The organism is Candidatus Tisiphia endosymbiont of Melanophora roralis, from assembly GCF_964026575.1.
Lineage (GTDB): Bacteria > Pseudomonadota > Alphaproteobacteria > Rickettsiales > Rickettsiaceae > Tisiphia.
Genome location: NZ_OZ032161.1, coordinates 1,348,912 through 1,373,331 on the forward strand (window position 1 = coordinate 1,348,912; position 24,420 = coordinate 1,373,331).

The window sequence follows — 24,420 nt, forward strand, 5'->3', positions numbered from 1 at the left end:
AGTTTTTTTACTAACGTCCACACCAATATAAGTTGTTGCCATATAGAGCCTCATGATTTATATTAATAATAGGATACGCTACATACTCATACGCAAGGTTTAAACCTTATGACATCCGTTTGTAGTCTTTATCCAAACAGGATGGGTCTTTGCTCAGGTACGAAGTCTTTAAAATTCAAAGCTTCAATTCGAGATACAGTTTACCCATCCTACCACTATATATAACTGATCACGTTATATTTATCATGGCTTTTCTATTGTATGAATTCGATATAAGAATTAATAATTCTTATATCGAATTCAGGTTAAATAGATAATTTTTTACTTTAATTCTAAGAATTTGGCAAATCAAGGCAATATCCTATAGCACGGATCGTTTTTATAAATACCTCAGATTCTTTATTTTTTAGAGATGTTCTTATTCTATTTATATGTACATCAATAGTACGTAGGTCAATAGCTGTATCTCTGCCCCACACTTTGTCTACAATATCTTGACGGGAAAATATTACTTTAGGTGCTTTGATAAAAAGTTGTAAAATCTTAAATTCTGTTGGTCCTAAACGAATTATCCTGCCTTTATTAGTTACTTTATAGGTAGTAAGATCCATACTTACTTCCTTATATTTTATAACTTTATCTTGTAGAATTAAATTAGATCGTCGGAGTAATGATCTTATTGAAATCATTAGCTGATCTGAAGTGAATGGTTTAGTAAGAGAAACAACAAAGTTATTATCTTCCAAAGTATAATTAGACGGAGATTCTCCGGAATGTAGCAAAAAAATTATTGGTACTTTCTCTAAACCATTAATTTCTCTTAGTTTAGTTGCTATTTCTGTAGCAACTTTATCTTGTACCATTGAATCAACAATAATTATATCAGGGTGATTTGCAATAGAGTAGGCTATAGCTTTTTCTATTGTGTTAGCCTTAACAAGATTAAACCATGCTCTCTCTATGACATTAGATAAAGAAACGTTAATGCTTTTAGTTGATTCTATAATAAGAATTCTAGGTGGTAATTTATCGAACATTTTAAATACTAATTAAATGAAGACTTTAGGCATGACTAAATTCTTCTTTGTATACCCAAATGATTGAGGGATTGGAGCATAAAACAAGGTATAAGCATGCTAAACGTACATGTAAGTAATGTGAAGTACGCGAATCCTCAAAGTTTTTGCTGAGTCAATTTTTAAAGTAAAAAGAGTATAATTCAGTTATGCAAGAGTCTAATGTTACATTATTATGAATTTATTGTAATGATATTAATTTGACTTTTTAAAGTGCAATATTATCGAATTAATTAATAAATTTCTACTAAATTTATTAATATAAGTCTACTAATTTAATTATTTATTTACAATCCGTGTAAAACGGTTATATTTTTGCAATCAAAAGGTATTAGTGATTTATTAATTATGCTCTATAATAAAGATAACACTTGAATTAAATGTTTTTTATTGTTATAAATGGCTTTATTTTGTAGCTGGAGATTCTTATATATGGCTTTTTACGAATCAGTTTTTATCATACGCCAAGATATTTCGTCTGCTGATGTAGATAAAATTACCGATGACTTTACTAAAATTGTTAAAGATAGTAACGGTGAAGTTATTAAAACTGAATATTGGGGTTTAAGAAGTTTAGCCTATAAAATTGGTAATAATAAAAAAGGACATTATGTTTTTATGGGGCTTAAAACTGATTTTTCGGTAATAAATGAACTGGAAAGGAAAATGAAGCTAAGTGAAAATATTATTAGGTTTGTTAATATCAATGTTGATTCAATAAGTGCTGAACCTTCGCCGATTCTAAGAAGTAAAGGTTCAGATCATGAAGAAATAGTTGATGTAACAATTAATAAAGACTAAATAGTAATAAAATTGGAAAAGATTAAAATGTTTGAGAATGATGCTGTTGACTCTCAGTCAATGACTAGAATGGCTGATAGAAATAATAAAAGAGTGTTTTTTAGAAAACGTAAGGGATGTCCTCTTTCTATTCCAAATGCTCCAGTAATTGATTACAAGAACCCTGATTTGTTAATAAAATTTGTATCAGAAGGTGGGAGAATGTTGCCTAGTAGGATTACCAATGTATGTGCCAAAAAGCAAAGAAAACTGAAGAATGCTATAAAAATTGCTAGAATCCTAGCGTTGTTGCCTTTTGTATTTCAAATTTGAGCAGAGGAATAAGATGGAAGTTATTTTGATTAAACCTGTAAGAAAACTTGGAAAGATTGCAGAGATTCTTAAGGTAAAAAAGGGGTTTGCTCGTAATTATCTTATCCCCAAAAAATTAGCAATTAGGGCAACAGAACCTAATAAACAGTTCATAGAAGCCCAAAAACATGATCTTGAAACGAAGGAGCTAAAAATAAAATCTGAGGCAGAAGCTATTAATAATGTTATAAGTGGTAAGGAATTAATATTTATTAAGCAGTCTGCTGATGATGGTCGGTTGTTTGGTTCAGTGAATAATAAAGAAATTGCTGAAAGTTTGTCTAAGGCTTCTTTGCACTTAATATCACATTTAAGTATAATTCTTGAGAAACCGATAAAGTCAACAGGTGTATTCATGGTAGAGGTTAGGTTGCACGCTGAGCTTAGTACAAATATAACGGTAATTGTTGCAAGGTCAGAATCTGAAGCACAAGATTACTCAAGGAACAATAAGCAAGATACTATTGACCCCCTTGAAAAAAGTTCTGATCAACAAGAAACCTCTACTCCTAACGATGTGGAGCAGATATAAGGTTTTGTCGCATTTGTAAATCGTGTTCTAACGAAAATTGTAAAACCTTAGATTTTGGACATTATGATGCCATGAGCATAACAAAATTCTCAAAAGTAGAAAAATTATTATTAGCTCCAGTAATTTGTCTTTTTTGAATCATATGAATATTTTCTATACCAGTAATGGTAATAGCATGGTACACTACATTTTTCTATAATCGTCATAGCAAGGCTCTTTAGAAGTTGTGGCGATCTAGGTAAACAGCGAAGCTGTTTTTTTAGAGAACGCTTCGCGTATCTTGGATTGCCGCGTCGCCACTTTTTCGCGACTCCTCGCTAATAGACAATCAGCAGCCATTTTAATAGTGGTTATATAAAAAATGTAGGGTAATATGTGGTAATAGCAGCAGAGCGAAAACTCTTAAAACCAAGCATTGGCTTAGTTCGTTTCTTGATAAAGCGGTGGTCTTGTTCAGCTATATTACTTACCTTACGTATAACCCCCGTGGCGATTTAAAAATTGCAGAAAAGTACAAGACACGCGAATTTGGGATAAGAATTGACCAATTCTTATTCCAAATTCGGTGAAATTATCGAAACAATCAGATTTGAGACAGCTCTGCATCTGATTGTTAAATTAATATTTTGCTAAAAACATGATTTTAATCTTTTAAAATCATGTTTTTAGCTTTAGAATAGGTTTAAAATGCATTCGTGTTAGCCGCTTTAAAAATGCATTTTTCCTTATATTAAAGCCAATTAGGGGTAAGAATTAACTAATTATTATCCCTAATTGGGGTAACTTCCTACTCCAACTTTTGAAAATGATACAAACCAAAAGTAAATCCTATACTTTCTTAATAATTAAGCTTGCATTAGTTCCTCCAAATCCGAATGAATTAGAAAGCACGTAATTAATTTTTGTATTTCTAGCTTCTAAAGCAACTAAATCTATTTTTGCTTCTGCTATCGGTTTATGCAAATTGAGAGTTGGTGGAGCAACTTGGTCTCGCATAGCAAGAATTGAATATATTAATTCCACGCTGCCAGCTGCTCCAAGCAAATGACCAATAGATGATTTGGTTGACGACATAAGAACATTTGGGTTAGCATCCAAAAATAATTTTTGAACAGCCGTTAACTCTATAGCATCACCAACTTGTGTAGAAGTGCCGTGGGCATTGATATAATCAATAAGACTTGCATCAATTTTTGCATCTTTAAGAGCATCAGACATAGATCTATAAGCACCTCTTCCATCGGGATGAGGTGAGGTCATATGATAAGCATCGCCAGTAGAACCATATCCAATAATTTCAGCATAAATCTTAGCGTTTCTAGCACAAGCATGCTCATATTCTTCAAGTACTACAACACCTGCTCCTTCTCCCATTACAAATCCATCACGATCTTGATCCCATGGTCTTGATGCAATTTCAGGCGTAGAATTATATTTAGTAGATAATGCCCTTGCGGCAACGAATCCAGCCACTCCAACCGGAGTAACCGGTGCTTCAGCCCCACCAGCAACCATAACATCTACATTACCGTATTGAATCATACGCATAGCATCCCCTATAGCATGAGAGCCAGTAGAACAAGCTGTAACGACAGCCTGATTTGGTCCGGTAAATCCGTATTTAATGGAAACATGACCTGAAAGGAGATTAATTAATGAGGATGGGATAAAAAATGGACTAACTTTGCCATTATTTTCTTTATGAAACTTTACGGATGTTTCTTCGATCATCCCAAGTCCACCTATTCCTGAACCAAGTATTAAGCCGGTCCTATCTCCAGATAATGCATCTTTTACTTTCCACCCACTATCCTCGATTGCCTCAGTAGCTGCTCCTATACCATATTGAATGAATAAATCCATCTTATGGACATTGCGAGGATCAATAAATTTTTCCGGGTTAAAGCCATTATCTGTTAAGTGATCCACTGTACCCGCTATTTTACAGGCAAGGTTAGAAGTATCAAATTTTGTGATTGACTTGATGCCACTGCGACCCTTTATAATACCTTCCCAAGAGGTCTTTACACCAATTCCTAGTGGTGTGATAAGCCCAATACCGGTTATAACAACTCTTCTAGTCGACATGATTATTTATTAATTAGTTATTTTTTTATTATGTACTGTACAACATCAGAGACAGTTAAAATTTTACTTGCATCTTCATCTGGTATATCACATTTATACTTTGCTTCTATTGCCATCATTAATTCAACTGTATCTAAACTATCTGATTTAAGATCCTCAACAAATCTAGATTCAGGAGTGATTAAATCCTTCTTTACTTTTAATGTGTTAGCGACGATTTCAATAACCTCCTGTTCGACAATATCTTGCTCAACAACATTTTGTGTAATATTTATATTTTCACTCATAATTAGAACCTCATAACATAAATTAAATTTAGTAAAACACTTAAACTCTAGCCACTTATAATGACTTGTATGGAATAAACATAATCTATACATAAGTAAGCTTTGAATAAGACGATACAATAATTCCAAACTTCTAGCACAAAAAAATATTTTATGCCAGTGTAAAATTTCTTTAGTTCTTAAATTGAAATATTACTAATAGTTTACAGTTTAGTATACACTCCTTTTCCTGATAATAGAAGCAATAATACCAAGCAACAGAAGAGTAATAGTCATAGCCAGTGCAGCGTAAGATGGAATCTCAATAAAATGTTCAGCGAATATTTTTATGCCAATAAATATTAATATTAATGCTAGCGAATATTTTATATAACTAAATTGCTCAACAATATTAGCTAAACATAAGAATAAGGCACGTAAACCTAATATGGCAAAAATATTAGAAGTATAAATTATGTAAGGATCCTTAGTGATAGCAAATATTGCTGGTATACTATCAATGGCAAAGACAATATCCATGATTTCTATAATTATTAATGATGCAAGAAGAGGCGTAATACTTAACCTATTGTTAGTTTTAATAAAAAATTTGTAACCGGAAATTTTAGGAGTAAGATTAAAGTATTTTTGTAGAATTCTATAAATATACGATTCCTCTACTTTAAAACTTTTTTTTGCTATATAAAAAGTTTTGATGCCTGTAACTATAAGAATAGCTGCAAAAATATATAATAACCAAGAGAATTTCGAGATAACAATGACACCTAGATATATAATTATGGCTCTAAAAACAATGACACCTAGAATTCCTAAGAATAATATCCGATGCTGATATATTAAAGGAATAGAGAAAAACTGAAAAACCATCAATATAATAAAAATATTATCCAATGACATAGCTTTCTCTATAAAAAAGCAAGTGTAGTATTCCCGGGCTTTTTCTCCTCCCATATCAAAAAAAATGAAAATACCGAAGAGGCATGCTATAATTAAATAAAAAAGGCTAAAATAAATAGTTTGGCGGAAGCTCATCACTTTATTTTCTTGGTTTGCAAAACCAAGATCGTAGATTAGTAAACCTGCAATCACTGTACAAAAAACAACCCAAGTCAAGATTCCCTCCATAAACTACTATAATAACTTGAAGAATTAATTCTCAAGTTTATGATCTGATGTTAAGCATTAGCCATTCGTGAAGTAAAGTGGGATTCTTTGATACCGAGATTGTGTAAAGCATTGTGCCACTTATTCTCTGGATGATCAGAAAAAATAAATTCTTTATCACACTTTGTTATTATCCACAAATTCTCCTTAATCTCTGTTTCAAGCTGCCCTGCTTTCCAAGCAGTGTATCCAATAATAAATAAACTATTTTTAGGGCCATGACCAGAAGCAATATCATGAGGGATTTTAGGATTAGAGCTAACTGCTAAATGATTCTGAAACTTCAATAGTAGATTTTCGTTATAATCATCAGAATGTAGGAAGAATCCGCGTTCATGCTCAACTGGTCCTCCTAGATATATAGGCATCATAATGTTACTATCTATTTGATCATCAGATATTTTAAAAAACGATTTTATCTCTATATGATTCACTGAATTATTGAAAATTAAACCCATTGCTCCTTCTGCTGTATGAGACAGCATATAAATAAGTGATTTATTAAATATACCCTCAAGCATGTAAGGAGTAGCGATCAGAACCTTACCAGATAAATTATCAAAAATCTTATCGTTTACACTCATAATGTTTATTGTATTTTAAAATTTATTAACATACTAGCTTTTAGATACATATAATGTTAAATTACGGCTATTCAATAGACCTCTTTTGAAATTTCATCTGAGAGGTCTAATAAAAATTTTGAACATGATGGTAAATATACTCAACTCCTGTTCTAAACTTAAAGTAATTTTTGAAAAAGTCTAATGTTTACTTGGTTTGACATAATAATACTGGCAATTATTACTACTTCATCGATGCTCGGAGCATATGGAGGAATAATAAAGCTTACTATTAGCTTACTTGGCTTTATAGTCTCAATTCTTTTTGCCTATTACCTATCTCCATATACTATTTCCATTATTACTCGATATTTTAATAACCACATTGCATTGGTAGTCACCTCTGGGATTATTTCCTATATTATCTCTCTAATCATATGCTCTTTTGTAACCCGTAAATTTCTTTTGATGATCTCTATTATAATTTGATGATCTCTATTATAAGTGGTGGGGTCATTGACAGATCTATAGGCTTAGCCGCAGGCATGTTTAGAGGTATGATTATTTGTTTATGTATCTTCCTAGTCCTAACAATTTTCTTTTCTGACAGTTACTTACAAGCAGAAACCCTAAAAGACGTTATACAAAATACTACTATTGATAAATATCCAAAATGGCTTAAGGAATCTGTGACTACATCGTATCTAGATAATTTAAGTAAAAATCTTATAAGAACTTTACCACAAGATAGTTTGGAATCCATTAAATTACCTAAAAAATCAAAGATTATTGATACTACAAATGTGTTAGAAAAATCACAATCTCAAGAATCTCCCAATAAAGTAAAACAACTCCCTGAAGATCTTATGCAAGAACTTGATGAAGTATTATCAAAAAAAATAGAGAATCATGACTAGGCTATTGAATAACTATAATAAAAAGAGTTATATTATTGGTAGATATATTCAAGATATAGCTAATCATGAGTTTATTCAAGAGCAAAAATTTGTTATTGAATATAAGGTAATTTAACCTAAGTTCGATGTAACAAGTTATCAGTATTATCTCTATTAGGGGTGACATCGAGGCTATTAAACCGATGTCTTACATCAGACTCAGGTTACATTAATGCTATCTAGACTAAGTTATTTTACAAAAAAGTTCTTAAATATTAAAGTATTGTTATTATTTGCTTGACATTAGTTAACAAATATTATTCTAATACTATCCTATAGTAAATAAATTTTTAATAATCTGTAATATAACTGGAGAGAAAAAATATGGGACGTATTAATAATGGAGATTGGGTTAATCAGCATCGGAAGAGTCAAGGGGAGTTTCTAAAAACACAAGATTTTGAAGTACAATTATTAAGTAAAAAGCTGAGTAATGGGAACAACATACAAGGAAATAATAGACTAAACACAGATGACTTACCTAATATTCCTGCCATATTGGATTATGAACCTAATCTTTCAAGGCAGAATATTATAGAGCCTATTGATGGAGGTAAAGCACATACTCCTACTGCACAAGCTTTTTTGACTGCTCTTACCGCCCTTTCTGCCATTTCTCCTAATATTACCGTTTCGTCCAAGAAAGCTATCTCGACAGATAATCAAAATAGCTTATCAAGTACGGTAAAAAGTTCTACAGAGATGAGTAAGCCACCTGTTCTTTTTGATACTACTCCTGCAACTACTTCAACTAGCCAAAACCATAACAAATCAAAAGGCTCTACAAAACATAATGATGACCAATCTCTTATTAGGGGAAAACGTGCAGTAGGTGATGGTCTTATACTACATAATGCTGATGGTAATATTATACTACATGGTAATGGTAGTAAGTTAACTTTCAGCTATGATCTAAATACAGAAATGCTCAAACAACAACTCGAAAATAGTAATATTACTGAATTATATCTATGGGATGTTGGGGTTGATCCCCAAAAAGCACAAGAGATTGGAAAAATTCTTAAAGGGAGTAAGGTTAAAGTATTAAGTCTAGTGCATAATAAGATAGGAACTACAGGAGCAATAGACTTTGGAACAATGCTTACAGGTACTGAAGTTACTACATTAAATCTAGCACATAATAAAATAGGTGATGAAAGAGCAATAGATCTTATAAAATCACTTAAAAAAGGCAATACTAAGGTTAAAGCAGTAAATCTAGCAAGTAACAAGATAAGTGATAAAGGGGTAAATGATCTTATACCAGAACTTACAGATACTAAGATTATTGAAGTAGGCCTAATGAAAAACATAGGTATAAAAGGTAAGACATCCAAAAAAATCTTAAAGGTACTAGAACGCAATAAACACATTAATAAAGAGTCCCACACCTCTACAATGGAGTCTAGTACTACTGAGGAGGAGTCTTCCAAAGATATATCCCATACTGGCAAGCGAGAGAAGCGTGATATTCGTACTACTAATAAGCCTCTTCCTAAGGAAAAGTCTATTGCTTCTACTACAGAGAAGTCTACTGTTCCTACTACGGACGAGTTTAGTACTACTGAGCAAGACACTACTACTATTGAGGAAGAGCTTACTGCTGCTACTCCTGAGGAGTCTACTACTACGACAGAGTCTGCTGTTACTACCGTGAAGTCTACTGCTTCTACTACGGATGAGTCTATTGCTTCCTCCACTGAAGATATTACTGAGCAAGAGACTACTACTATTGAGGAAGAGCTTACTACTGCTACTCCTGAGGAGTCTACTACTACGACAGAGTCTGCTGTTACTACCGTGAAGTCTACTGTTCCTGCTACGAAGGAGTTTAGTACTACTAAGCAAGACACTACTACTATTGAGGAAGAGCTTACTACTGCTATTCCTGAGGGGTCTACTACTACGACAGAGTCTGCTGTTACTACCGTGAAGTCTACTGCTTCTACTACGGATGAGTCTATTGCTTCCTCCACTGAAGATATTACTGAGCAAGAGACTACTACTCCTATTATGGAGAAGTCTAGTACTACTACAAAGAGGGTTACTACTTCCTCTACTGAAGGTTCGACTACTACTGAGCAAGAGACTACTGTTCCTACTACGGATGGGTCTAGTACTACTACGACAAAGTCTACTGCTTCCTCTGCTGGAAATCCTACTACTGATTCTGCTACAGTATGGTCTAATCCTCAAAAAACTACTACTCTTAAGGAAGAACTTACTACTCCTAAGAAAAATCTTACTGAGAAATCAGAACCAATTGCTGCTGGTGTAGTTGCTGATTCTACTACAGAAAAGCATACTCCTAAGGAATCAAATCCTAATAATCCTGCTAGTAGCACAATGTCAATAGGAGAAATCTTAGGTCTGATATCTTTTGCTGTAACTACTATAGGTGCTGTTGGAGGTACTGTTGGATGGGTTATCAAGAAGTTTTTTGGTGGAGTAAGCCATTTGGGCCATGAAGCATTAGCATTAGCTGAATTAGCATTAGTAGAACTAGACATAAACAATCATGAAGATGCATCTTTAATAGGTGTGACAGTTAACGGTGACGTAGATGCCTAAAACTGGGGTAATTTAACCTCAATTCGATGTGACTCATCGCTTTAATAGCCCGGTGTCACCCCATAACTGTTGAAAGTTAAAAAACCGTCATTGCGAGGAGTCGCTGTAAGCGACGATGTGGCAATCTTGTGAAGAAGAGCTTACTTCATGAGATCGCCACGGCGTATCGACGCCTCGCGACGACGATTTTTAACTTTCAACAGTTGTGGATGTTACCCCTGCGTAGGTAGGGGTGAGATCGTTTTTGGTTCTGTAAGTACCATATTAACGTTGGTGTTTTTGATCCACGCAATAAAGCCTTCCCACCTACGTAGGAATAACATCGATAGTGGCTAAATGTATGTTATATCAATTATTAGCTACGATTTTTAAATTGCCCTGATCCTAAAATACGAAAAGAGGTAATTTTGTAAGTAGAATTACCTCCAAACAATAAGAACACTATATAATCTTAACCTGAATTCAGATATAAGAGTTAATAATTCTTATATCGAATTCATACAATAAAAAAGCCATGATAAATATAACGTGATCAGTTATATATAGTGGTAGGATGGGTAAACTGTATCTCGAATTGAAGCTTTGAATTTTAAAGACTTCGTACCTCAGCAAAGACCCATCCTGTTTGGAGAAAGACTACGAACGGATGTCATAAGGTTTAAACCTTGCGTATGAGTATGTAGCGTATCCTATTATTAATATAAATCATGAGGCTCTATATGACAACAACTTATATTGGTGTGGACGTTAGTAAAAAAACTTTAAGTATCTATATGCCAGCTACCAACAAGGCTTTTGAAGTTACCAATGATCAACATGGCTTTACTACTATACTTAGCACTATTAATAAATACTATCCTGTCTTATCTGAGTTAATTGTTGTCTTTGAACCTACTGGTGGATATGAACATAATTTAAGAGAATTTTTAAAAATAAATTGCCTTTTGCTACAGTACACCCTAATAAAGTGCGTAGTTATGCTAAAGCTAAAGGATGGCTTGCTAAAACTGATAATATCGATAGTAAATTGTTGCATGATTATGCAACGTGCTTTGCTTTACCAGTGAATGTTACTTATGATAGTAATAGTCAACAACAGTTACATGCTTTATTAAAAAGAAGAGAACAATTATTAGTATTTAAGAATCAAGAAATTGCTAGGCAGGATACTGAGTTTAATGCGGTCGTCATTTTATCTTTGAACCAGCATATTGCTAGTTTAACAGAACAATTACAAGAGATTGATGACAGTATTAAAGAATTAATTTCTCAAGCTCAAGAAATAAAGGATAAAATTGATCGTCTTACTTCTATTCCAGCAGTTGGCATTACTCTTGCTAGCACTGTAATACGTGAAGCCTTGGAGCTTAGCAATATTACTTTTAGGCAGTTAACATCTTTAGTAGGTCTTGCTCCTTTTGCTAGAGAAAGCGGTAGTTATAAAGGTAGAAGAAGTATTTTTGCAGGTAGAGGTAATCTAATATGGCTGCAGTAGCTGCCTTACGATGTAATAAGTGCTTACGCAATTTTTATGACCACTTAATTGCTAAACATAAACCAGCAAAAGTTGCTCTTGTTGCTGTTATGCGTAAATTACTAGCTTTTATGCACTCTATTGTAAAAAATAATTCTTCTTGGAATGAAAATTTATGTTAAGTTACTATTTTTTTATTGACTTCTATTACGGATGCTCAGGTTATTTAAGAGGTATATTTTTAAAACCTAAAGAAGTAAGCATATGCATGGTTTCCAGTAGTGGTAATCCCATAATATTTGAGTAAGATCCATATATGCTAGGAACAAAGGCTTCGGCATATCCATGAATTCCGCAGCCGCCTGCTTTATTGATTCCTTCATCTAGGCTGCAGTAAAATTCTATCTCTTGCTGGCTCAATCTTTTAAACTTGACTATGGTTTGCACTAATTTTTGTCGCAGTAGCACTTGTTCGAGAGTCTTTTTTATTATACAGATACCTGTATAAACCCTATGACGCTTTCCAGATAAAATATTAAGGCAATATCTAACATCTTCACTTGTTAAAGCCTTGGGTAGTATTTTTCTACCGTGAACCACAACAGTATCAGCTGCTATAATTATAGCTTCACCACTTATTTTTTTGGCAACAACCTCGGCTTTTTCCTGTGCTAATCTTGTTACCAATTGGTTTGGTAACTCTCGTAAGTACTCTGTTTCATTTATATTAGCAGGAATAATTTGTGCAGGAAATACCTTTATTCTTTTTAGTAATTCAAGTCTTGCAGGTGATTGTGAGGCTAGAACTATAGGTATATTCTGCTGTTCTAAAAAAGTGGATTCTATATTTGACATAAAATATGAAAGACTCTAATGACGGTGGATAACACGACCTTTTGTTAGATCATAAGGCGTCATTTCCACTGTGATTTTATCTCCGACAAGTATCCTAATACGATTCTTACGCATCCTACCAGAAGTATGGGCGATAATAAAATGACCATTTTCCAACTTCACTCTAAAAGTTGCGTTAGGCAAAAGCTCAAGGACAACGCCTTCAAAATTAATTAGCTCTTCTTTGCTCATTACAACTTAACTAAATTATAATTTTTAATTTCTAAAATGGCTTGCCGTAGTGGACAATTTCAGAACCACGCTTGACATAAAATTATAGTTATTCAAACGCTTATACACCAATATTAAAGAATCTACATTAATATAAAAAATTTGCAAGTAATATCAGGATCACCTCATGAAAAAAGATGTAGAAAATAAAGATTTATAAAAAACTACAATTTTTATTGAAAATATGATAAAGATTTAATCTTAAGAATTTTTCACATTTTAATAGTAAACTAAAGAGATTTTAAATGGCTTATATTATTGGTAATACAGGTAAATGGGAATATGTTATAGGTGTGGAGATACATGCTCAAATTTCTTCAAAATCCAAGCTTTTCTCTGCTAGTTCTGCCGAATTTGCTGCTCCTCCCAATTCACAAGTATCGTTGATTGATGCAGCAATGCCTGGAATGTTACCAGTATTAAATGAATATTGTGTCCATCAAGCAATTAAGACCGGTCTCGGACTTAAGGCAAAAATTAATCTTAATTCAAGATTTGATCGTAAGAATTACTTTTACCCTGACCTACCTCAAGGGTATCAAATCTCGCAATTCTATAATCCAATTGTCCAAGATGGTTATTTAGACATAGTAACTCAGCAGGGAGCAACCAAGAAAATTAGAATTAATCGTTTGCATTTAGAACAAGATGCGGGCAAATCTATCCATGATCAATCTCCGTATTATAGCTTCATTGATTTAAACCGGGCTGGTGTAGGATTAATGGAAATTGTTACTGAACCAGACCTTAGCTCACCGGAGGAAACGGCTGAATTTATTCGTAAACTCAGGACTTTGTTGAGATATATAGGAAGTTGTGATGGTGACATGGAAAAGGGCTCGTTACGTTGCGATGCTAATGTTTCAGTAAGGCTTCTTGGGAATCCACTCGGAACAAGGTGTGAGATCAAAAACATAAATTCGATTCGTAATATTATGCGAGCAATAGAGTTTGAAGCAAATAGGCAAGTGAATTTAATCGAAAATGGTCAGACAATAATACAGGAGACTAGATTATTTGATGCTGATATTGGTGAAACTAGGACAATGCGTTTAAAAGAAGAATCTCATGACTATAGATATTTTCCTGATCCAGATCTATTACCAATAGTCTTATCTGAGGAGCTGATAGAGCAATTAGCTCGGGAGCTACCGGAACTTCCGGATGCAAAAATTAAAAGATATATTGCAGAATATAGTTTAAACACATATGACGCTGAGGTTCTTGCGGCTGATGAACAGGTAGCATATTATTTCGAAGCAGCAGTGACCTTATGCAGTCCTAAGATACTTGCTAATTGGATTATTAGTGAGTTATTTGGTCAGCTTAATAAAAATTCCATTAGCTTAAATGAGTGTAAAATTACCCCGAAAATGCTTGCCCAAATGGTCAAGCTAATAGAAGATGGGGTGATTTCGGGAAAAATTGCCAAAGTAGTTTTCGAAACTATGTTTGAAACTGGTGAGCAACCGGAAAAAATTATTAAAGAAAAGGGCTTAGTGCAAATGTCAGATAGTGGTATACTATCTGCTATAATTGACGAAATATTGTCGGAGAATCCTGATTCTGTTGCTGCTTATAAAAGCGGTAAGGATAAGTTATTTGGCTTTTTCGTAGGACAAGTAATGAAAAAAACTGAAGGCAAGGCCAATCCTAGCCTAGTGAATGATTTATTAAAGGAGAGATTACAATAATTAAAATATTGGGTATTGAGTCAAGTTGTGATGATACTGGCGTGGCAATAGTCACCTCAGATAAAGAAATTTTGTCAAATATTGTTATTTCCCAACATCAAGAGCATAAGCTATTCCAAGGGGTAGTACCGGAAATTGCCGCTAGATCACATTTGCAGAATTTAGAAAAAGCAGTTAGATATGTTTTAGATGAAAGCCATCTTGAGTTATCTGATATAGATGGAATCGCAGCCACTTCCGGTCCTGGCTTGATAGGAGGAGTAATAGTTGGATCAATGTTTGCTAGGTCCATTGCTAGTGTCTTAAAGAAGCCTTTTATTGCAGTTAACCACTTAGAAGGACATTTACTTACTGCTAGATTAACCAATAAGGCTGAATATCCTTACTTACTTCTATTAGTTTCCGGTGGACATTGTCAATTTGTTGCCACTTCCTCCCTTGGCAAATATAAAATTTTAGGACAAACTATAGATGATTCGGTTGGAGAGTGTTTTGATAAAGTAGCTAAAATGTTGGGTTTGCCTTTCCCTGGAGGCGTAGAAATTGAGAGAAGAGCAAAATTTGGCGATTCGTCTAAATATATTTTACCAAAACCCATTATTCATCAAACTGGCTGTAATATGTCGTTTTCAGGTTTGAAGACTGCAGTACGCATATTAATATCCAAATTAGAACCTATAGGTGATCAAGAAATTAATGATATAGCAGCCAGCTTTCAATATGTGGTTGGAGAAATCTTGTCAGTAAAAATGCTTAATAGCTTCAGAATGTATGAAGAATTTATAGGTAAGTCGCTATTGCCACAAAAAACTTGCGTGCTTGCCGGTGGGGTTGCTGCTAATGATTATTTGAGGTCTATACTTAAGTATCAAGCTGCAACCCAAGGATATGCACTTTTACTACCCCCAGCACATTTATGCACTGATAATGCTGCTATGATCGCTTATGCTGGGTTAGAACGTCTACAAAACAATCTTACTAACCGACTCGATTTCTGTCCTAGAGCTAAATGGAGCTTAGAGGATTTATAAAAATGGGTAATCTATTAATTATTCTTCGCCATTTGCTGCTTATTAATAACAATATGAAACACTAACATCATACTAATTGAAGTGATCAGCATGAATAATGGTAATTGTGTCAATGATCCGTTATGCATATATCCCATTAATGCTGTAAAACTTGTGGCAATTACATAATATATAAAACCAAAAAGCGAAGCTGCTGTGCCAGCAAATTTGCCATAATTTTCCAAAGCTTGACTTAAGCAATTTGTAGCTATCATAGTGATACCAGTAATAATCATACCTAGCCATATTAAAGTTTGTACTAAAGACCCTGTCACATTATCTGTATTAATTAGATTAAAATAGCTAGATAAAAAGAATAGTAGAGATCCTGAACACATAACCTTAATAGCTGCAAAAATAATATTATCAGAGGTTCTTTGCAGTTTATGCATCTTTTTGGATATAAGCCCACCTAAAGCTAAGGGAATACATATAAAAAATGATATCATACCAAATGATGAAGTTAAAATATTTAGTCCTGAGATAAAATAAAAAGGTGCTTCAGTAAAATAGCCAAATAAAATACCATTCACTGCTCCAATTAAAAATGCTAAACCAAGCAATCTTGGATCTTTGATCATTTTACCAAAACATTCTTTATAAAGTGGAATAACCAAACGTTCAGTTCTAAGATTTAGGTTAGTTTCTGGAAGTTTAACTGATATTAACAGCATGATAAATATTGCAATCATTATCAGAACAAGAAATACCGCCGACCAATGATAAAATTTTATAACAAAACCACCGATAACTGGTCCTATAGCAGGAGAAAACGCCATGGCAATAGATATCGTTGAGAACATTTTACCACGCTCTTCTGGTTTTACTGCATCTCTAGCTATGGCTTGCCCTAATACCGATCCAACACTAACTCCAAAAGCTTGCATAAATCTTGCAGCCAGTAATATATTAATATTATCTGTGAAATAACAAATGAAGCACGATAAAGCATAAATCAAAAATCCTGTAAGTAAGCAAGGTTTACGCCCATAACAATCAGATAAATTACCCCATATTAAAATACCAACAGCCAAGCCAAGCAAAAAAATAGTCAGAGTGTATTCTGCTAAATTAGCACTAATTGCTAAATCTTTGGCTAAGTCAGGAAGGGAAGGAGCATAAATAGTCTCACTTAATTGGGGTATTGCAATAATTAATATAATAATATATAGTGGTGCGACTATGATATTCTCAATTTTATCTAGTTTCATTAATAACTCCCATTAGTTGCAGATATTGTCCTTTATACATTAAAATTTTGGAACATTACACAAAATTTTTGGATGCTAAATGACCTCAAATATTGATGTAAGATATTGGTTTAATAGCCTAGGGTGTCCCTGCACCTTCGGATGTCACCCCACAACTGTTGAAAGTTTACAAATACCTATACCACAGCGTCTATTAGCGAGCGTAAGCGAAGCAATCTAGGAAACAATCTATAGATAAATGATGTTACTGGATTGCTTCGTCGACCTACGGTCTCCTCGCCAATAGACGTATAGGGAAGCTGTATTTACTAACTTTCAACAGTTATGGTACTATATGTACACTCCGCTTGCTCACCATTCATTTTCAAATCCAATCCTCCAAATCATTTAAGTATACCCTATCTATTCCAGTGATCTGACTTTTTTAAAAAATTCCTTCATTAAATTCTCAGAAATTTTTGCTGAAAAACCACTATATATTTCAGGATGGTAAAAACAAGATTTACTATTAAAGAAACGCCCACCATTCTCAACTCCTCCCTGTTTTGGGTCATTTGCTGCATAAAATAATCTGCCTATTCTAGCGAAAGATATTGCAGCAGCACACATTGTACATGGTTCTAAAGTAACATACATATCACAGTCTGATAGATTCTTACTAGATAGAATTTGACAAGATTGATTTATTGCGATAATTTCAGCATGGAGTAGCGGATTCTTTGTTTGTTCAACAATATTATGAGCCTTTGAAATAACTTTGTTACTTATTCTATTAACTATAATAGCACCTACCGGAATTTCATTTTCATTAAAAGCAAGTTGTGCCTGCTTTAAAGCCTCCTCCATGAAGAAATTGTTAAATTTGGTTGATGTTTTCACGGTAATTCACTTTTTCCTCATAACCATATGGATCTAGGTGAATAATTATTTCTGCACCTGGAAACTCTAATAACAATGCAATATAAATTTTATCACTAATATAATGAGAACTATACAATGACATATCTCCGTCCATTTCTATGTGACATTGTATAAACGGCTTACTTGCAGCATATCTAGTCTTCATTTCGTGTATACCTTTTACTTCTTTAAATCTAGTAATTATTGAGAGAATTTTTTTTCTATCTTCTTCAGGCATTTCTTCATCAATAAGATTTTTAAAAGCTTTTCTGAATAAAGCATAAGAGGCATATATTATATATATTGCAATACCAATGCCAAATAATGAATCTATAAACCAAAAATGAGTACTTAATTTTATAGAAACAATTACGCCAACATTTGTTAGTAAATCTGTAAAATAATGTAATTTATCTACTTTGATTATTTCAGAACTAGTTTTTTTTATCACATAAGTTTGATAAGCCACCAAAATAACAGTTAGGATAATGCACAAATATAGTATATTAATGCCAGATTCTATATTGCTTGGAACTGATCCATCAATAAGAGACCTTAAAGAAGAAAAACCCATAAATAAACCCGAAACAACAAAGAATACTGCTTGTGAAAAAATTGCTAAATCTTGGATTTTTTCATGACCAAATCTATGGTGATAATCAGGTGGCTGCAGTGAAAAACGAATAGCAATCAAATTAATAAGAGATGATGAAATATCAAGCATAGTATCAATTAAAGACGCTAGAATAGATTGAGAATCAGTTACCAGCCATGCATAAGATTTAATAAATAAAATGAATACAGCTATACTAAAAGACAAATAAGATGAGGACTTGATTAAAATTTGATGTTCTGAATTAGTCATATAAAATTTTCGATTTTATAGTATAAAATGTATTAGTGTTAGTATATATTAGTGTATAGTATATACTAACACTAGGGTGTGTCAAATAACGTAACTCTTAAACATATGGTTTTTATGAATTTAACATGCAAAATTATAGCAATTATTTTAGCAGCAACAATGTTACACGGCTGTTCTGGTATGAATAAACAAGGTGGTGGAACGCTAATTGGCGGTGTAGCTGGCGGACTGTTAGGATCACAATTTGGTAAAGGGACTGGTCGTCTTGCCGCAACTGGTATAGGTGTTTTAGCTGGTGCACTTATTGGTGGTCAAATTGGTCAAACTATGGATGAACATGATAGGAAATTGGCAGAGCTAAGTTCTCAGAAAGCATTAGAGGCTACTCCTAGTGGTCAGAGTGTAGAGTGGCGTAACCCAGATAGTGGTAATTACGGGTATGTAACACCAAGCAAAGCTTTCAAAGACGATAGTGGTCAGTATTGCCGTGAATATACTCAGGTAGCTGTTGTGGGTGGTAAGCAAGAAAAAGTTTATGGGAAAGCTTGTCGTAGACCAGATGGTCAATGGGAAATTGTGCGTTAAGCTCTATCAAAATTTATCATCGGTTGATCTTTATACCCCGTTTAGAATATAATAATCAGGCTAGCACTAAGCCTGATTGTTTCTATTGTAAGCCCCCCAACTTTTAAATTCCCCTTATTAATGGGATAACGTAACAAAATTAGAGAGTAAGAATGAAGCAATATAGTGATTTTTCGAAGATTATTCATCGTGAAGGCTACATATTTATCGTAAGCTTTGCAGTTGTGACTTTTTTACTTTCTACTGTTCATAATAGTTTTGGATATGTAGGATTAGTTATAACGATTTGGTGTATATATTTTTTTAGGAATCCGGATCGATTTACCCCTATTAGTGACGATCTAGTAGTCAGTCCAGCAGACGGAACAGTGCAAAAAATAACTGAAGCAATTCCTCCGCTAGAACTTGGTCTTGGTAATCAGGAAATGATTAGAGTTAGCATTTTTTTGAATATTTTTAATGTTCATGTAAATCGTATTCCAGCTAATGGAAAGATTTTATCCCTACATTATAATCCAGGAAAATTTTTCAATGCTTCTCTTGATAAGGCAAGTATATATAACGAACGTCAGTCTGTTTTAATGGAAACAAATAGTGGTCATAAAATTGCGTTTGTTCAAATAGCAGGATTAATAGCAAGAAGAATATTATGTGATTTAGAAGAAGATACTGAGGTTAGGGTTGGCGATAGGTATGGTATCATCCGCTTTGGTAGTAGAGCTGATGTCTATCTGCCGCTTAAAACTGCACTTTGTGTCACTGAGGGTCAGACTTCAGTTGGTGGAGAAACTATTATTGCTGATTTTAGGATCAAGAAAACATCTGAACTTAAGTTTGAAAAAAGGTAATATTCTTACTGCTTTAATATAAGTATACAGGTATAAATTGCTTAAAATACACAAAGTTAAAATAACAAAACCAATCCCGTTTATAAAATTGCTTCCTAATTTTATCACTTTATTGGGTCTTGTGGTTGGTGTTAGTGCTATTAAATTTGGATTAGATGGTAGATGGGAAAAGGCTGTATATTGTACTTTAGTTGCAGCTATAATAGATGGAATTGATGGTAGGATAGCAAGAATGCTAAATGCTACCAGTCCTTTTGGTGCTGAACTGGATTCATTATGTGATTTTGCTAATTTTGGAGTAGTCCCAGCTTATCTTGTATATTTATGGTCTTTCCAACAATATGAATATAAAGTATTTTCATGGGGTTCTATATTATTGTTTATGGTATGCATGGCCTTAAGGCTTGCAAGGTTTAATACTGCTATTTTTCAGGAGATACATAATAAGAAAATAGAATATTTTTTTACAGGCGTGCCTGCACCTTGTGGAGCTTTACTTGCTCTAATGCCAATGATTTTGGATTTTGAAGTAAGTAGCGTTTTAGGTATCAATATCCGTAAACATACTATTATGATAAATTTATATATTGTTGTAATTGCTTTTTTACTTGCCAGCAGCCTACCAACATTTTCAACAAAAAATATTAATATAAAACACGAATATTTATCATTAGCGATGATGGTATTTGCTGTTATCATTATAAGTCTTATTATATATCCATGGTATTTGTTACCATCCATTGCCTTTATATATATGTTATCTATACCAGTGTGCTATTTTATTAGCAGGAAATTCTATTAGATTTGTTGCATAATAACTAGGGACAAGTAAGTTAGTCAAGGAAAAGGACTTACTTTTTACAGTCTATGAGTATAAATATAGTATACTAGAATGCTCTAGAGAATTGGTCTATCGAATTATAATAGGAATTAAGTTAGGGACTTATAAGGTCATTTGTAATGGATGCTAAGATTAAGTTGCGTTTGAGTTGGATTAAGTTATATAAACAGTTAGAGCATGCAGGAAAGGTATGCGAACATTATGGTATTTCACGCTTTACATTACGCAAGTGGTACAAACGCTATGAAGTATTAGGTAAAAATGGTTTGTGTGATATTAGTAGTAAGCCCAAAAACTTTCCTTTTTAAAAAAGAAGTGAAGTTGATGAAAAAAAATGCTTAAAAAACATAATGTAGCTCCGTTGAATTTAAAACGTCATTATCGTAAACAGATTAAACGTTATAGTTCTAAGATTCCAAGAGAAAGGTTTAAAATGCATTCGCAAAAGCACTTTAAGAATGCATTTTCCCTTATATTAAAGCTAATTCGTGATAAGAATTAACTAACTCTTATCCTGATGGGGTATGACCCCAAAACTTTAATACTATCTGATAGGACAAACTTCTCTAGGACGGCTATTGTTCCTAATAGCAGGAGGAGATGTAGTAGGACGAGATGGATAGGTATTTATTGATTTTCTAATGGTATTAACTTTTTGCTTGACTTCCTCAAGGTCCATTGTTTTTGCATGAGCTTGGCGTAATGTTGTTCCTATGTTTTTAGATTCTTCAGTGGTAAGAATTGCCTCACCTTTTGCCATTTTAATTAAATTATCCACAACGAAAGCTCCACAATCTTTACCATTTTGTTGTTGCTTAGTGTGTAAATCTACTATTTTAGCACTAGGACAAACTTCTTTAATCATATTTACTAAATCCACTCTTGGATCTATATTTGTTCCCATAGGATCATTATAGGTAAACACTATACCCCCCTCCTTGTCTTTAGTGATTGCTAAACTAACCCAATGTTCGTGTCCAGTATTAAGGGGTATAATAACCGCTTCCTTGTTATTTGCTATTAAATCACTATATACAGCTTGATCAAGAGTTTCCTTTAATAAACTTTTTTCTTCTATAGAAGCATGAGTAATAATAGAAACCTTTGTTTGATCTACAGACGCTTTTAATACATTGCTAATATCATCTTCGTCATATAAATAATCTAGTTTAGTTAATTTGCTACCCTCAGGCAATAAATGTTCTACCTCATTTTGTCTAGTTGATACCCCCCTTTCATCTGCTACTTGCTGAAGGGTATTAGTAATTCTTTTAGCATTTTCTTGTTTATACTCATTTAAATTCTCTTGCATATCCTTAATAGTTAAGTTGTTGATTCCAGGAACAGTTTCCCTTTGTTTAACTTCAGCAACAATATCAGCCCTTTTCCCATGACCTTGAGCTAATGGGATACAACCATTAGTCAAATTTTCGACCGAGCCTCCTTGAGTTATAGTATATTTAGCCTGTTTGGCAATATTCTGAAGTCTCAATGGATCAGATAGATCAAAATATATATCAATAGGGTTTATTTCTGCTGTATTAAGATCTTTCTTGAATTGTTGAGATAATTGTGACACGTAATGCTCTAGTTTTTTAGCCCCACCAATTTTATCTTTTAAAATTTCCTCAACTTCCAGCTTAATACCTAATTGTTGGTTTGGGTCGTTGATACCAAATTTGGTCGCAATAATATTAGCCACATCATCTACAGATGAAGGATTGCTGGCTACTATAACTCTAGTATTTTTGCCTAGTTCTTTTGTAGCAAGCATAACCTCAGTCAATCTTTCTTTATTAGGCAATTTCCCTGACACTAATATGTTAGGAGGTCTTTTTAGAATTTCCGACTCTATTAAATTTGTAACTGGGATATAGGGAATGTAAGAAGTTCTTTTTTGCTCTACATGTCTGTGAGTTACCGCATTAGCTCGGTCGTTAGCATTTGCAAAAAACACGTGATTGACCTGTGCAAGAAGAGGTGACCAGTAGTTATAATATGGCAAAGTTTGATTATGTGCATTATAATTACCAAAGGTAAAACAAGTTTGAATACCTGATTTTTTTAATGCTGCTAAATCATCTGTAACAACTATAGGTTTTTCCATGTTTGAATTATATTGAATATTAAGTATAGGCGTTTCTCCTTGTTTAACTTCATACAATATTTCACTTATTATATTATCCTTATTTAGTTTGCCATTTTGAATGTTATATTTAAGTTCCCTAGTTGGTATGTTTAAGTCAGAATTAGCCACTATAATATTTTGCTGAGTATCTTGACCTACATGACCATTAATATTAAATAACCTTACCTTATTTTCTTTTTTACCTGTTTTTGCCATACATACTCCAAAGTCATCATATCTAATGACTATCATCTTAAACGAAAAAACAAGTCTATACAAATCAATTATATATCTAATTTACAGATATAGTTGCATAATAATCTCACCCCCTTTAATAATATACTATATATAAGCCTGCACTAATATATTATTTAATTGGTAGAGGGATAGTTAGATGGTAATAGTAATTGCCTATGGAAATAATTAGGTAAAAATAATGCATTGGCATGATGTTGACGAAATTGCTATAAGTTTAGAAAAAAATTATTCCGATGAGGATATATCTGAATTAACACTAAAAGATCTTGAGGACTTAATAAAATCATTGAGTGATTTTGATGACCACGAAATTGAAACAAATAAAGAAGTGTTAAAAGAAATTCTCGAGGCTTGGAAAGAGATTAAAGATAGTAATTTTGAAGATTAATATATACTCTTCTGCTTTGAAGAAGAGCTATCACAAATACTTGCGAAGAATGTACGTACTTGTACCTCATGTAGTTCATCTATAGCTAACCTAAAGTAAGGTCTATCTAAGATACTCTAATAGATAGACCTTACTTTAGGTTAGCTATAGAATCTAAATAATTTACAGAAATAACTTGATTTTTTTGGGGAGATAGGGCATTATCTGCGTTAAATTGAAAGAAGGGGCGGTTAGCTCAGTTGGTAGAGCATCCCGTTTACACCGGGACGGTCGGCAGTTCGAGTCTGTCATCGCCCACCATATATCTCTCGGATTTCAGGGTTCTTATCATTAGACTTCTTTCGAAACTCTACTTCTGCTGGTGATTTGTACGCGACGTCTGTACTCGAATCCTCACGTACATTAGAGTACGCTGCGGGTCGAGGTTTCGCGTCTCCTTCACACCCTTGCGCATAAGCGAGTTTCGAAAGAAGTCTATTGCAATAAAAAGTCTGTATTCCCGTCACATGCCGTTTTTTCACTAAAGTTGCCGGAATACGAGTATAAAAAATTTCTCTCTTTAACGAGTGTTTTGAGGGAGGAAATATTACAAAAATGTTAAAATAGTCCCCTTACCCCTTAGTTTGTTACCCCCGTCGTGTTAG

General features: G+C 33.4%; 30 protein-coding genes, 1 tRNA gene and 1 pseudogene. 18 read left to right on the forward strand and 14 right to left on the reverse strand.

Annotation, left to right across the window (positions count from 1 at the left end; genetic code table 11):
- Nucleotides 1-332: 332 nt before the first annotated feature.
- Nucleotides 333-1,037 (reverse strand): winged helix-turn-helix domain-containing protein, encoded by a 705-nt coding sequence (locus tag AAGD53_RS06525; RefSeq protein WP_341761878.1) that lies wholly within the window; start codon nucleotides 1,035-1,037, stop codon nucleotides 333-335.
- Between the two features lie 471 nt (nucleotides 1,038-1,508).
- On the opposite strand from AAGD53_RS06525, the gene rpsF reads away from it, so the two are divergent.
- The 3 genes from rpsF to rplI are packed head-to-tail and all read left to right on the forward strand — an operon-like array spanning nucleotide 1,509 to nucleotide 2,760.
- Nucleotides 1,509-1,877 carry a 30S ribosomal protein S6 gene (gene rpsF / locus AAGD53_RS06530; protein ID WP_341748149.1) on the forward strand — a complete coding sequence of 123 codons (369 nt, stop codon included), beginning with the start codon at nucleotides 1,509-1,511 and terminating at the stop codon, nucleotides 1,875-1,877.
- Between the two features lie 27 nt (nucleotides 1,878-1,904).
- Entirely contained in the window at nucleotides 1,905-2,189 is a 285-nt protein-coding gene (rpsR, locus tag AAGD53_RS06535; protein ID WP_341762193.1) for a 30S ribosomal protein S18, read from the forward strand.
- Nucleotides 2,190-2,202: 13 nt separating this feature from the next.
- The gene (rplI, locus tag AAGD53_RS06540) at nucleotides 2,203-2,760 is read left to right on the forward strand and encodes a 50S ribosomal protein L9 (RefSeq protein ID WP_341762640.1); all 558 of its coding nucleotides are present in this window, start codon (nucleotides 2,203-2,205) and stop codon (nucleotides 2,758-2,760) included.
- Nucleotides 2,761-2,821: 61 nt separating this feature from the next.
- Here the strand turns inward: rplI and AAGD53_RS06545 are convergent, their stop codons facing one another.
- The 6 genes and pseudogenes from AAGD53_RS06545 to AAGD53_RS06570 all read right to left on the reverse strand — a co-directional run bounded on the left by AAGD53_RS06545 (nucleotide 2,822) and on the right by AAGD53_RS06570 (nucleotide 6,883).
- A complete protein-coding gene (locus tag AAGD53_RS06545; protein ID WP_341762641.1) occupies nucleotides 2,822-2,944 on the reverse strand; it encodes a hypothetical protein in 123 nt (40 codons plus the stop codon).
- A gap of 193 nt (nucleotides 2,945-3,137) precedes the next feature.
- Nucleotides 3,138-3,224, reverse strand: a pseudogene (locus AAGD53_RS06550) (IS6 family transposase); the annotation flags it as partial.
- A 364-nt stretch (nucleotides 3,225-3,588) separates the two neighbouring features.
- On the reverse strand, nucleotides 3,589-4,848 hold the full coding sequence (gene fabF, locus AAGD53_RS06555; RefSeq protein ID WP_341762642.1) for a beta-ketoacyl-ACP synthase II: 1,260 nt from the start codon (nucleotides 4,846-4,848) through the stop codon (nucleotides 3,589-3,591).
- A 17-nt stretch (nucleotides 4,849-4,865) separates the two neighbouring features.
- Nucleotides 4,866-5,135 carry an acyl carrier protein gene (gene acpP / locus AAGD53_RS06560; RefSeq protein WP_341761657.1) on the reverse strand — a complete coding sequence of 90 codons (270 nt, stop codon included), beginning with the start codon at nucleotides 5,133-5,135 and terminating at the stop codon, nucleotides 4,866-4,868.
- Nucleotides 5,136-5,345: 210 nt separating this feature from the next.
- Nucleotides 5,346-6,248, reverse strand: coding sequence for a TerC/Alx family metal homeostasis membrane protein (locus AAGD53_RS06565; protein ID WP_341761658.1), 903 nt, complete (start codon nucleotides 6,246-6,248; stop codon nucleotides 5,346-5,348).
- A 62-nt stretch (nucleotides 6,249-6,310) separates the two neighbouring features.
- Nucleotides 6,311-6,883, reverse strand: coding sequence for a YqgE/AlgH family protein (locus AAGD53_RS06570; protein WP_341762643.1), 573 nt, complete (start codon nucleotides 6,881-6,883; stop codon nucleotides 6,311-6,313).
- A 234-nt stretch (nucleotides 6,884-7,117) separates the two neighbouring features.
- Between AAGD53_RS06570 and AAGD53_RS07805 the strand changes: the two genes are divergently transcribed.
- From AAGD53_RS07805 to AAGD53_RS06595, 6 genes are all read left to right on the forward strand, one after another.
- Nucleotides 7,118-7,351, forward strand: a complete 234-nt coding sequence (locus AAGD53_RS07805) for a hypothetical protein (RefSeq protein ID WP_410521131.1) — start codon at nucleotides 7,118-7,120, stop codon at nucleotides 7,349-7,351.
- Entirely contained in the window at nucleotides 7,351-7,779 is a 429-nt protein-coding gene (locus AAGD53_RS06575; protein WP_341762644.1) for a CvpA family protein, read from the forward strand. The genes AAGD53_RS07805 and AAGD53_RS06575 overlap by 1 nt, the downstream gene beginning before the upstream one ends.
- Complete coding sequence (locus AAGD53_RS06580; protein ID WP_341762645.1) at nucleotides 7,772-7,894, forward strand: hypothetical protein; 123 nt, start codon at nucleotides 7,772-7,774, stop codon at nucleotides 7,892-7,894. Before AAGD53_RS06575 ends, AAGD53_RS06580 begins: the two co-directional genes overlap by 8 nt.
- Nucleotides 7,895-8,142: 248 nt before the next feature.
- Complete coding sequence (locus AAGD53_RS06585) at nucleotides 8,143-10,389, forward strand: hypothetical protein (RefSeq protein ID WP_341762646.1); 2,247 nt, start codon at nucleotides 8,143-8,145, stop codon at nucleotides 10,387-10,389.
- Between the two features lie 937 nt (nucleotides 10,390-11,326).
- Nucleotides 11,327-11,884, forward strand: coding sequence for a transposase (locus AAGD53_RS06590; protein WP_341762647.1), 558 nt, complete (start codon nucleotides 11,327-11,329; stop codon nucleotides 11,882-11,884).
- On the forward strand, nucleotides 11,872-12,045 hold the full coding sequence (locus AAGD53_RS06595) for a hypothetical protein (RefSeq protein ID WP_341762648.1): 174 nt from the start codon (nucleotides 11,872-11,874) through the stop codon (nucleotides 12,043-12,045). The genes AAGD53_RS06590 and AAGD53_RS06595 overlap by 13 nt, the downstream gene beginning before the upstream one ends.
- A gap of 40 nt (nucleotides 12,046-12,085) precedes the next feature.
- Here the strand turns inward: AAGD53_RS06595 and AAGD53_RS06600 are convergent, their stop codons facing one another.
- Nucleotides 12,086-12,718 (reverse strand): Maf family protein, encoded by a 633-nt coding sequence (locus AAGD53_RS06600; protein WP_341761612.1) that lies wholly within the window; start codon nucleotides 12,716-12,718, stop codon nucleotides 12,086-12,088.
- Between the two features lie 15 nt (nucleotides 12,719-12,733).
- On the reverse strand, nucleotides 12,734-12,949 hold the full coding sequence (gene infA, locus AAGD53_RS06605; protein ID WP_341748261.1) for a translation initiation factor IF-1: 216 nt from the start codon (nucleotides 12,947-12,949) through the stop codon (nucleotides 12,734-12,736).
- A gap of 284 nt (nucleotides 12,950-13,233) precedes the next feature.
- Between infA and gatB the strand changes: the two genes are divergently transcribed.
- Both gatB and tsaD read left to right on the forward strand, forming a co-directional pair.
- The gene (gene gatB, locus AAGD53_RS06610) at nucleotides 13,234-14,682 is read left to right on the forward strand and encodes an Asp-tRNA(Asn)/Glu-tRNA(Gln) amidotransferase subunit GatB (RefSeq protein WP_341762649.1); all 1,449 of its coding nucleotides are present in this window, start codon (nucleotides 13,234-13,236) and stop codon (nucleotides 14,680-14,682) included.
- Complete coding sequence (gene tsaD / locus AAGD53_RS06615) at nucleotides 14,679-15,713, forward strand: tRNA (adenosine(37)-N6)-threonylcarbamoyltransferase complex transferase subunit TsaD (RefSeq protein ID WP_341763441.1); 1,035 nt, start codon at nucleotides 14,679-14,681, stop codon at nucleotides 15,711-15,713. Before gatB ends, tsaD begins: the two co-directional genes overlap by 4 nt.
- Before the next feature lie 14 nt (nucleotides 15,714-15,727).
- On the opposite strand, the gene AAGD53_RS06620 is transcribed toward tsaD, so the two are convergent.
- From AAGD53_RS06620 to AAGD53_RS06630, 3 genes are all read right to left on the reverse strand, one after another.
- Nucleotides 15,728-16,963: a multidrug effflux MFS transporter gene (locus AAGD53_RS06620; protein ID WP_341762650.1), complete on the reverse strand. Its 1,236-nt coding sequence runs from the start codon at nucleotides 16,961-16,963 to the stop codon at nucleotides 15,728-15,730.
- A 402-nt stretch (nucleotides 16,964-17,365) separates the two neighbouring features.
- On the reverse strand, nucleotides 17,366-17,809 hold the full coding sequence (locus AAGD53_RS06625; RefSeq protein WP_341763442.1) for a nucleoside deaminase: 444 nt from the start codon (nucleotides 17,807-17,809) through the stop codon (nucleotides 17,366-17,368).
- 10 nt (nucleotides 17,810-17,819) lie between these two features.
- Nucleotides 17,820-18,728 (reverse strand): cation diffusion facilitator family transporter, encoded by a 909-nt coding sequence (locus AAGD53_RS06630; RefSeq protein ID WP_341761615.1) that lies wholly within the window; start codon nucleotides 18,726-18,728, stop codon nucleotides 17,820-17,822.
- Nucleotides 18,729-18,842: 114 nt separating this feature from the next.
- Between AAGD53_RS06630 and AAGD53_RS06635 the strand changes: the two genes are divergently transcribed.
- The 5 genes from AAGD53_RS06635 (at nucleotide 18,843) to AAGD53_RS06655 (ending at nucleotide 21,504) form a co-directional block, all read left to right on the forward strand.
- Nucleotides 18,843-19,313: an RT0821/Lpp0805 family surface protein gene (locus AAGD53_RS06635; protein ID WP_341762651.1), complete on the forward strand. Its 471-nt coding sequence runs from the start codon at nucleotides 18,843-18,845 to the stop codon at nucleotides 19,311-19,313.
- Nucleotides 19,314-19,465: 152 nt separating this feature from the next.
- Nucleotides 19,466-20,161 carry a phosphatidylserine decarboxylase gene (locus AAGD53_RS06640; protein WP_341751576.1) on the forward strand — a complete coding sequence of 232 codons (696 nt, stop codon included), beginning with the start codon at nucleotides 19,466-19,468 and terminating at the stop codon, nucleotides 20,159-20,161.
- A 37-nt stretch (nucleotides 20,162-20,198) separates the two neighbouring features.
- Complete coding sequence (locus AAGD53_RS06645) at nucleotides 20,199-20,963, forward strand: CDP-alcohol phosphatidyltransferase family protein (RefSeq protein ID WP_341761617.1); 765 nt, start codon at nucleotides 20,199-20,201, stop codon at nucleotides 20,961-20,963.
- 158 nt (nucleotides 20,964-21,121) lie between these two features.
- The gene (locus AAGD53_RS06650) at nucleotides 21,122-21,310 is read left to right on the forward strand and encodes a helix-turn-helix domain-containing protein (RefSeq protein WP_341762652.1); all 189 of its coding nucleotides are present in this window, start codon (nucleotides 21,122-21,124) and stop codon (nucleotides 21,308-21,310) included.
- A gap of 26 nt (nucleotides 21,311-21,336) precedes the next feature.
- Nucleotides 21,337-21,504: a hypothetical protein gene (locus tag AAGD53_RS06655; protein ID WP_341762653.1), complete on the forward strand. Its 168-nt coding sequence runs from the start codon at nucleotides 21,337-21,339 to the stop codon at nucleotides 21,502-21,504.
- Between the two features lie 42 nt (nucleotides 21,505-21,546).
- Here AAGD53_RS06655 and AAGD53_RS06660 read toward each other — a convergent pair whose 3' ends face one another.
- Complete coding sequence (locus AAGD53_RS06660) at nucleotides 21,547-23,346, reverse strand: Ulp1 family isopeptidase (protein WP_341762654.1); 1,800 nt, start codon at nucleotides 23,344-23,346, stop codon at nucleotides 21,547-21,549.
- 220 nt (nucleotides 23,347-23,566) lie between these two features.
- Between AAGD53_RS06660 and iscX the strand changes: the two genes are divergently transcribed.
- Nucleotides 23,567-23,776, forward strand: a complete 210-nt coding sequence (iscX, locus tag AAGD53_RS06665) for a Fe-S cluster assembly protein IscX (RefSeq protein ID WP_341747867.1) — start codon at nucleotides 23,567-23,569, stop codon at nucleotides 23,774-23,776.
- Nucleotides 23,777-24,000: 224 nt separating this feature from the next.
- Nucleotides 24,001-24,076 (forward strand) — tRNA-Val (locus AAGD53_RS06670).
- Here the strand turns inward: AAGD53_RS06670 and AAGD53_RS06675 are convergent.
- Nucleotides 24,064-24,297 (reverse strand): palindromic element RPE1 domain-containing protein, encoded by a 234-nt coding sequence (locus AAGD53_RS06675; protein ID WP_341762655.1) that lies wholly within the window; start codon nucleotides 24,295-24,297, stop codon nucleotides 24,064-24,066. The two genes, AAGD53_RS06670 and AAGD53_RS06675, sit on opposite strands and share 13 nt — an antisense overlap.
- Nucleotides 24,298-24,420: the final 123 nt, after the last annotated feature.

What these genes read in the sequence shown, in the direction of transcription:
- AAGD53_RS06650 (WP_341762652.1), top strand. Translation starts at nt 21,122, where the DNA reads ATGGATGCTAAGATTAAGTTGCGTTTGAGTTGGATTAAGTTATATAAA.
- gatB (WP_341762649.1), top strand. Translation starts at nt 13,234, where the DNA reads ATGGCTTATATTATTGGTAATACAGGTAAATGGGAATATGTTATAGGT.
- AAGD53_RS06570 (WP_341762643.1), bottom strand. Translation starts at nt 6,883, where the DNA reads ATGAGTGTAAACGATAAGATTTTTGATAATTTATCTGGTAAGGTTCTG.
- AAGD53_RS07805 (WP_410521131.1), top strand. Translation starts at nt 7,118, where the DNA reads ATGCTCGGAGCATATGGAGGAATAATAAAGCTTACTATTAGCTTACTT.
- AAGD53_RS06595 (WP_341762648.1), top strand. Translation starts at nt 11,872, where the DNA reads ATGGCTGCAGTAGCTGCCTTACGATGTAATAAGTGCTTACGCAATTTT.
- AAGD53_RS06625 (WP_341763442.1), bottom strand. Translation starts at nt 17,809, where the DNA reads ATGGAGGAGGCTTTAAAGCAGGCACAACTTGCTTTTAATGAAAATGAA.
- acpP (WP_341761657.1), bottom strand. Translation starts at nt 5,135, where the DNA reads ATGAGTGAAAATATAAATATTACACAAAATGTTGTTGAGCAAGATATT.
- AAGD53_RS06585 (WP_341762646.1), top strand. Translation starts at nt 8,143, where the DNA reads ATGGGACGTATTAATAATGGAGATTGGGTTAATCAGCATCGGAAGAGT.
- AAGD53_RS06525 (WP_341761878.1), bottom strand. Translation starts at nt 1,037, where the DNA reads ATGTTCGATAAATTACCACCTAGAATTCTTATTATAGAATCAACTAAA.
- rpsR (WP_341762193.1), top strand. Translation starts at nt 1,905, where the DNA reads ATGTTTGAGAATGATGCTGTTGACTCTCAGTCAATGACTAGAATGGCT.
- AAGD53_RS06630 (WP_341761615.1), bottom strand. Translation starts at nt 18,728, where the DNA reads ATGACTAATTCAGAACATCAAATTTTAATCAAGTCCTCATCTTATTTG.
- AAGD53_RS06655 (WP_341762653.1), top strand. Translation starts at nt 21,337, where the DNA reads ATGCTTAAAAAACATAATGTAGCTCCGTTGAATTTAAAACGTCATTAT.
- fabF (WP_341762642.1), bottom strand. Translation starts at nt 4,848, where the DNA reads ATGTCGACTAGAAGAGTTGTTATAACCGGTATTGGGCTTATCACACCA.
- infA (WP_341748261.1), bottom strand. Translation starts at nt 12,949, where the DNA reads ATGAGCAAAGAAGAGCTAATTAATTTTGAAGGCGTTGTCCTTGAGCTT.
- rpsF (WP_341748149.1), top strand. Translation starts at nt 1,509, where the DNA reads ATGGCTTTTTACGAATCAGTTTTTATCATACGCCAAGATATTTCGTCT.
- AAGD53_RS06575 (WP_341762644.1), top strand. Translation starts at nt 7,351, where the DNA reads ATGATCTCTATTATAAGTGGTGGGGTCATTGACAGATCTATAGGCTTA.
- AAGD53_RS06635 (WP_341762651.1), top strand. Translation starts at nt 18,843, where the DNA reads ATGAATTTAACATGCAAAATTATAGCAATTATTTTAGCAGCAACAATG.
- AAGD53_RS06660 (WP_341762654.1), bottom strand. Translation starts at nt 23,346, where the DNA reads ATGGCAAAAACAGGTAAAAAAGAAAATAAGGTAAGGTTATTTAATATT.
- AAGD53_RS06620 (WP_341762650.1), bottom strand. Translation starts at nt 16,963, where the DNA reads ATGAAACTAGATAAAATTGAGAATATCATAGTCGCACCACTATATATT.
- AAGD53_RS06640 (WP_341751576.1), top strand. Translation starts at nt 19,466, where the DNA reads ATGAAGCAATATAGTGATTTTTCGAAGATTATTCATCGTGAAGGCTAC.
- rplI (WP_341762640.1), top strand. Translation starts at nt 2,203, where the DNA reads ATGGAAGTTATTTTGATTAAACCTGTAAGAAAACTTGGAAAGATTGCA.
- AAGD53_RS06600 (WP_341761612.1), bottom strand. Translation starts at nt 12,718, where the DNA reads ATGTCAAATATAGAATCCACTTTTTTAGAACAGCAGAATATACCTATA.
- AAGD53_RS06580 (WP_341762645.1), top strand. Translation starts at nt 7,772, where the DNA reads ATGACTAGGCTATTGAATAACTATAATAAAAAGAGTTATATTATTGGT.
- iscX (WP_341747867.1), top strand. Translation starts at nt 23,567, where the DNA reads ATGCATTGGCATGATGTTGACGAAATTGCTATAAGTTTAGAAAAAAAT.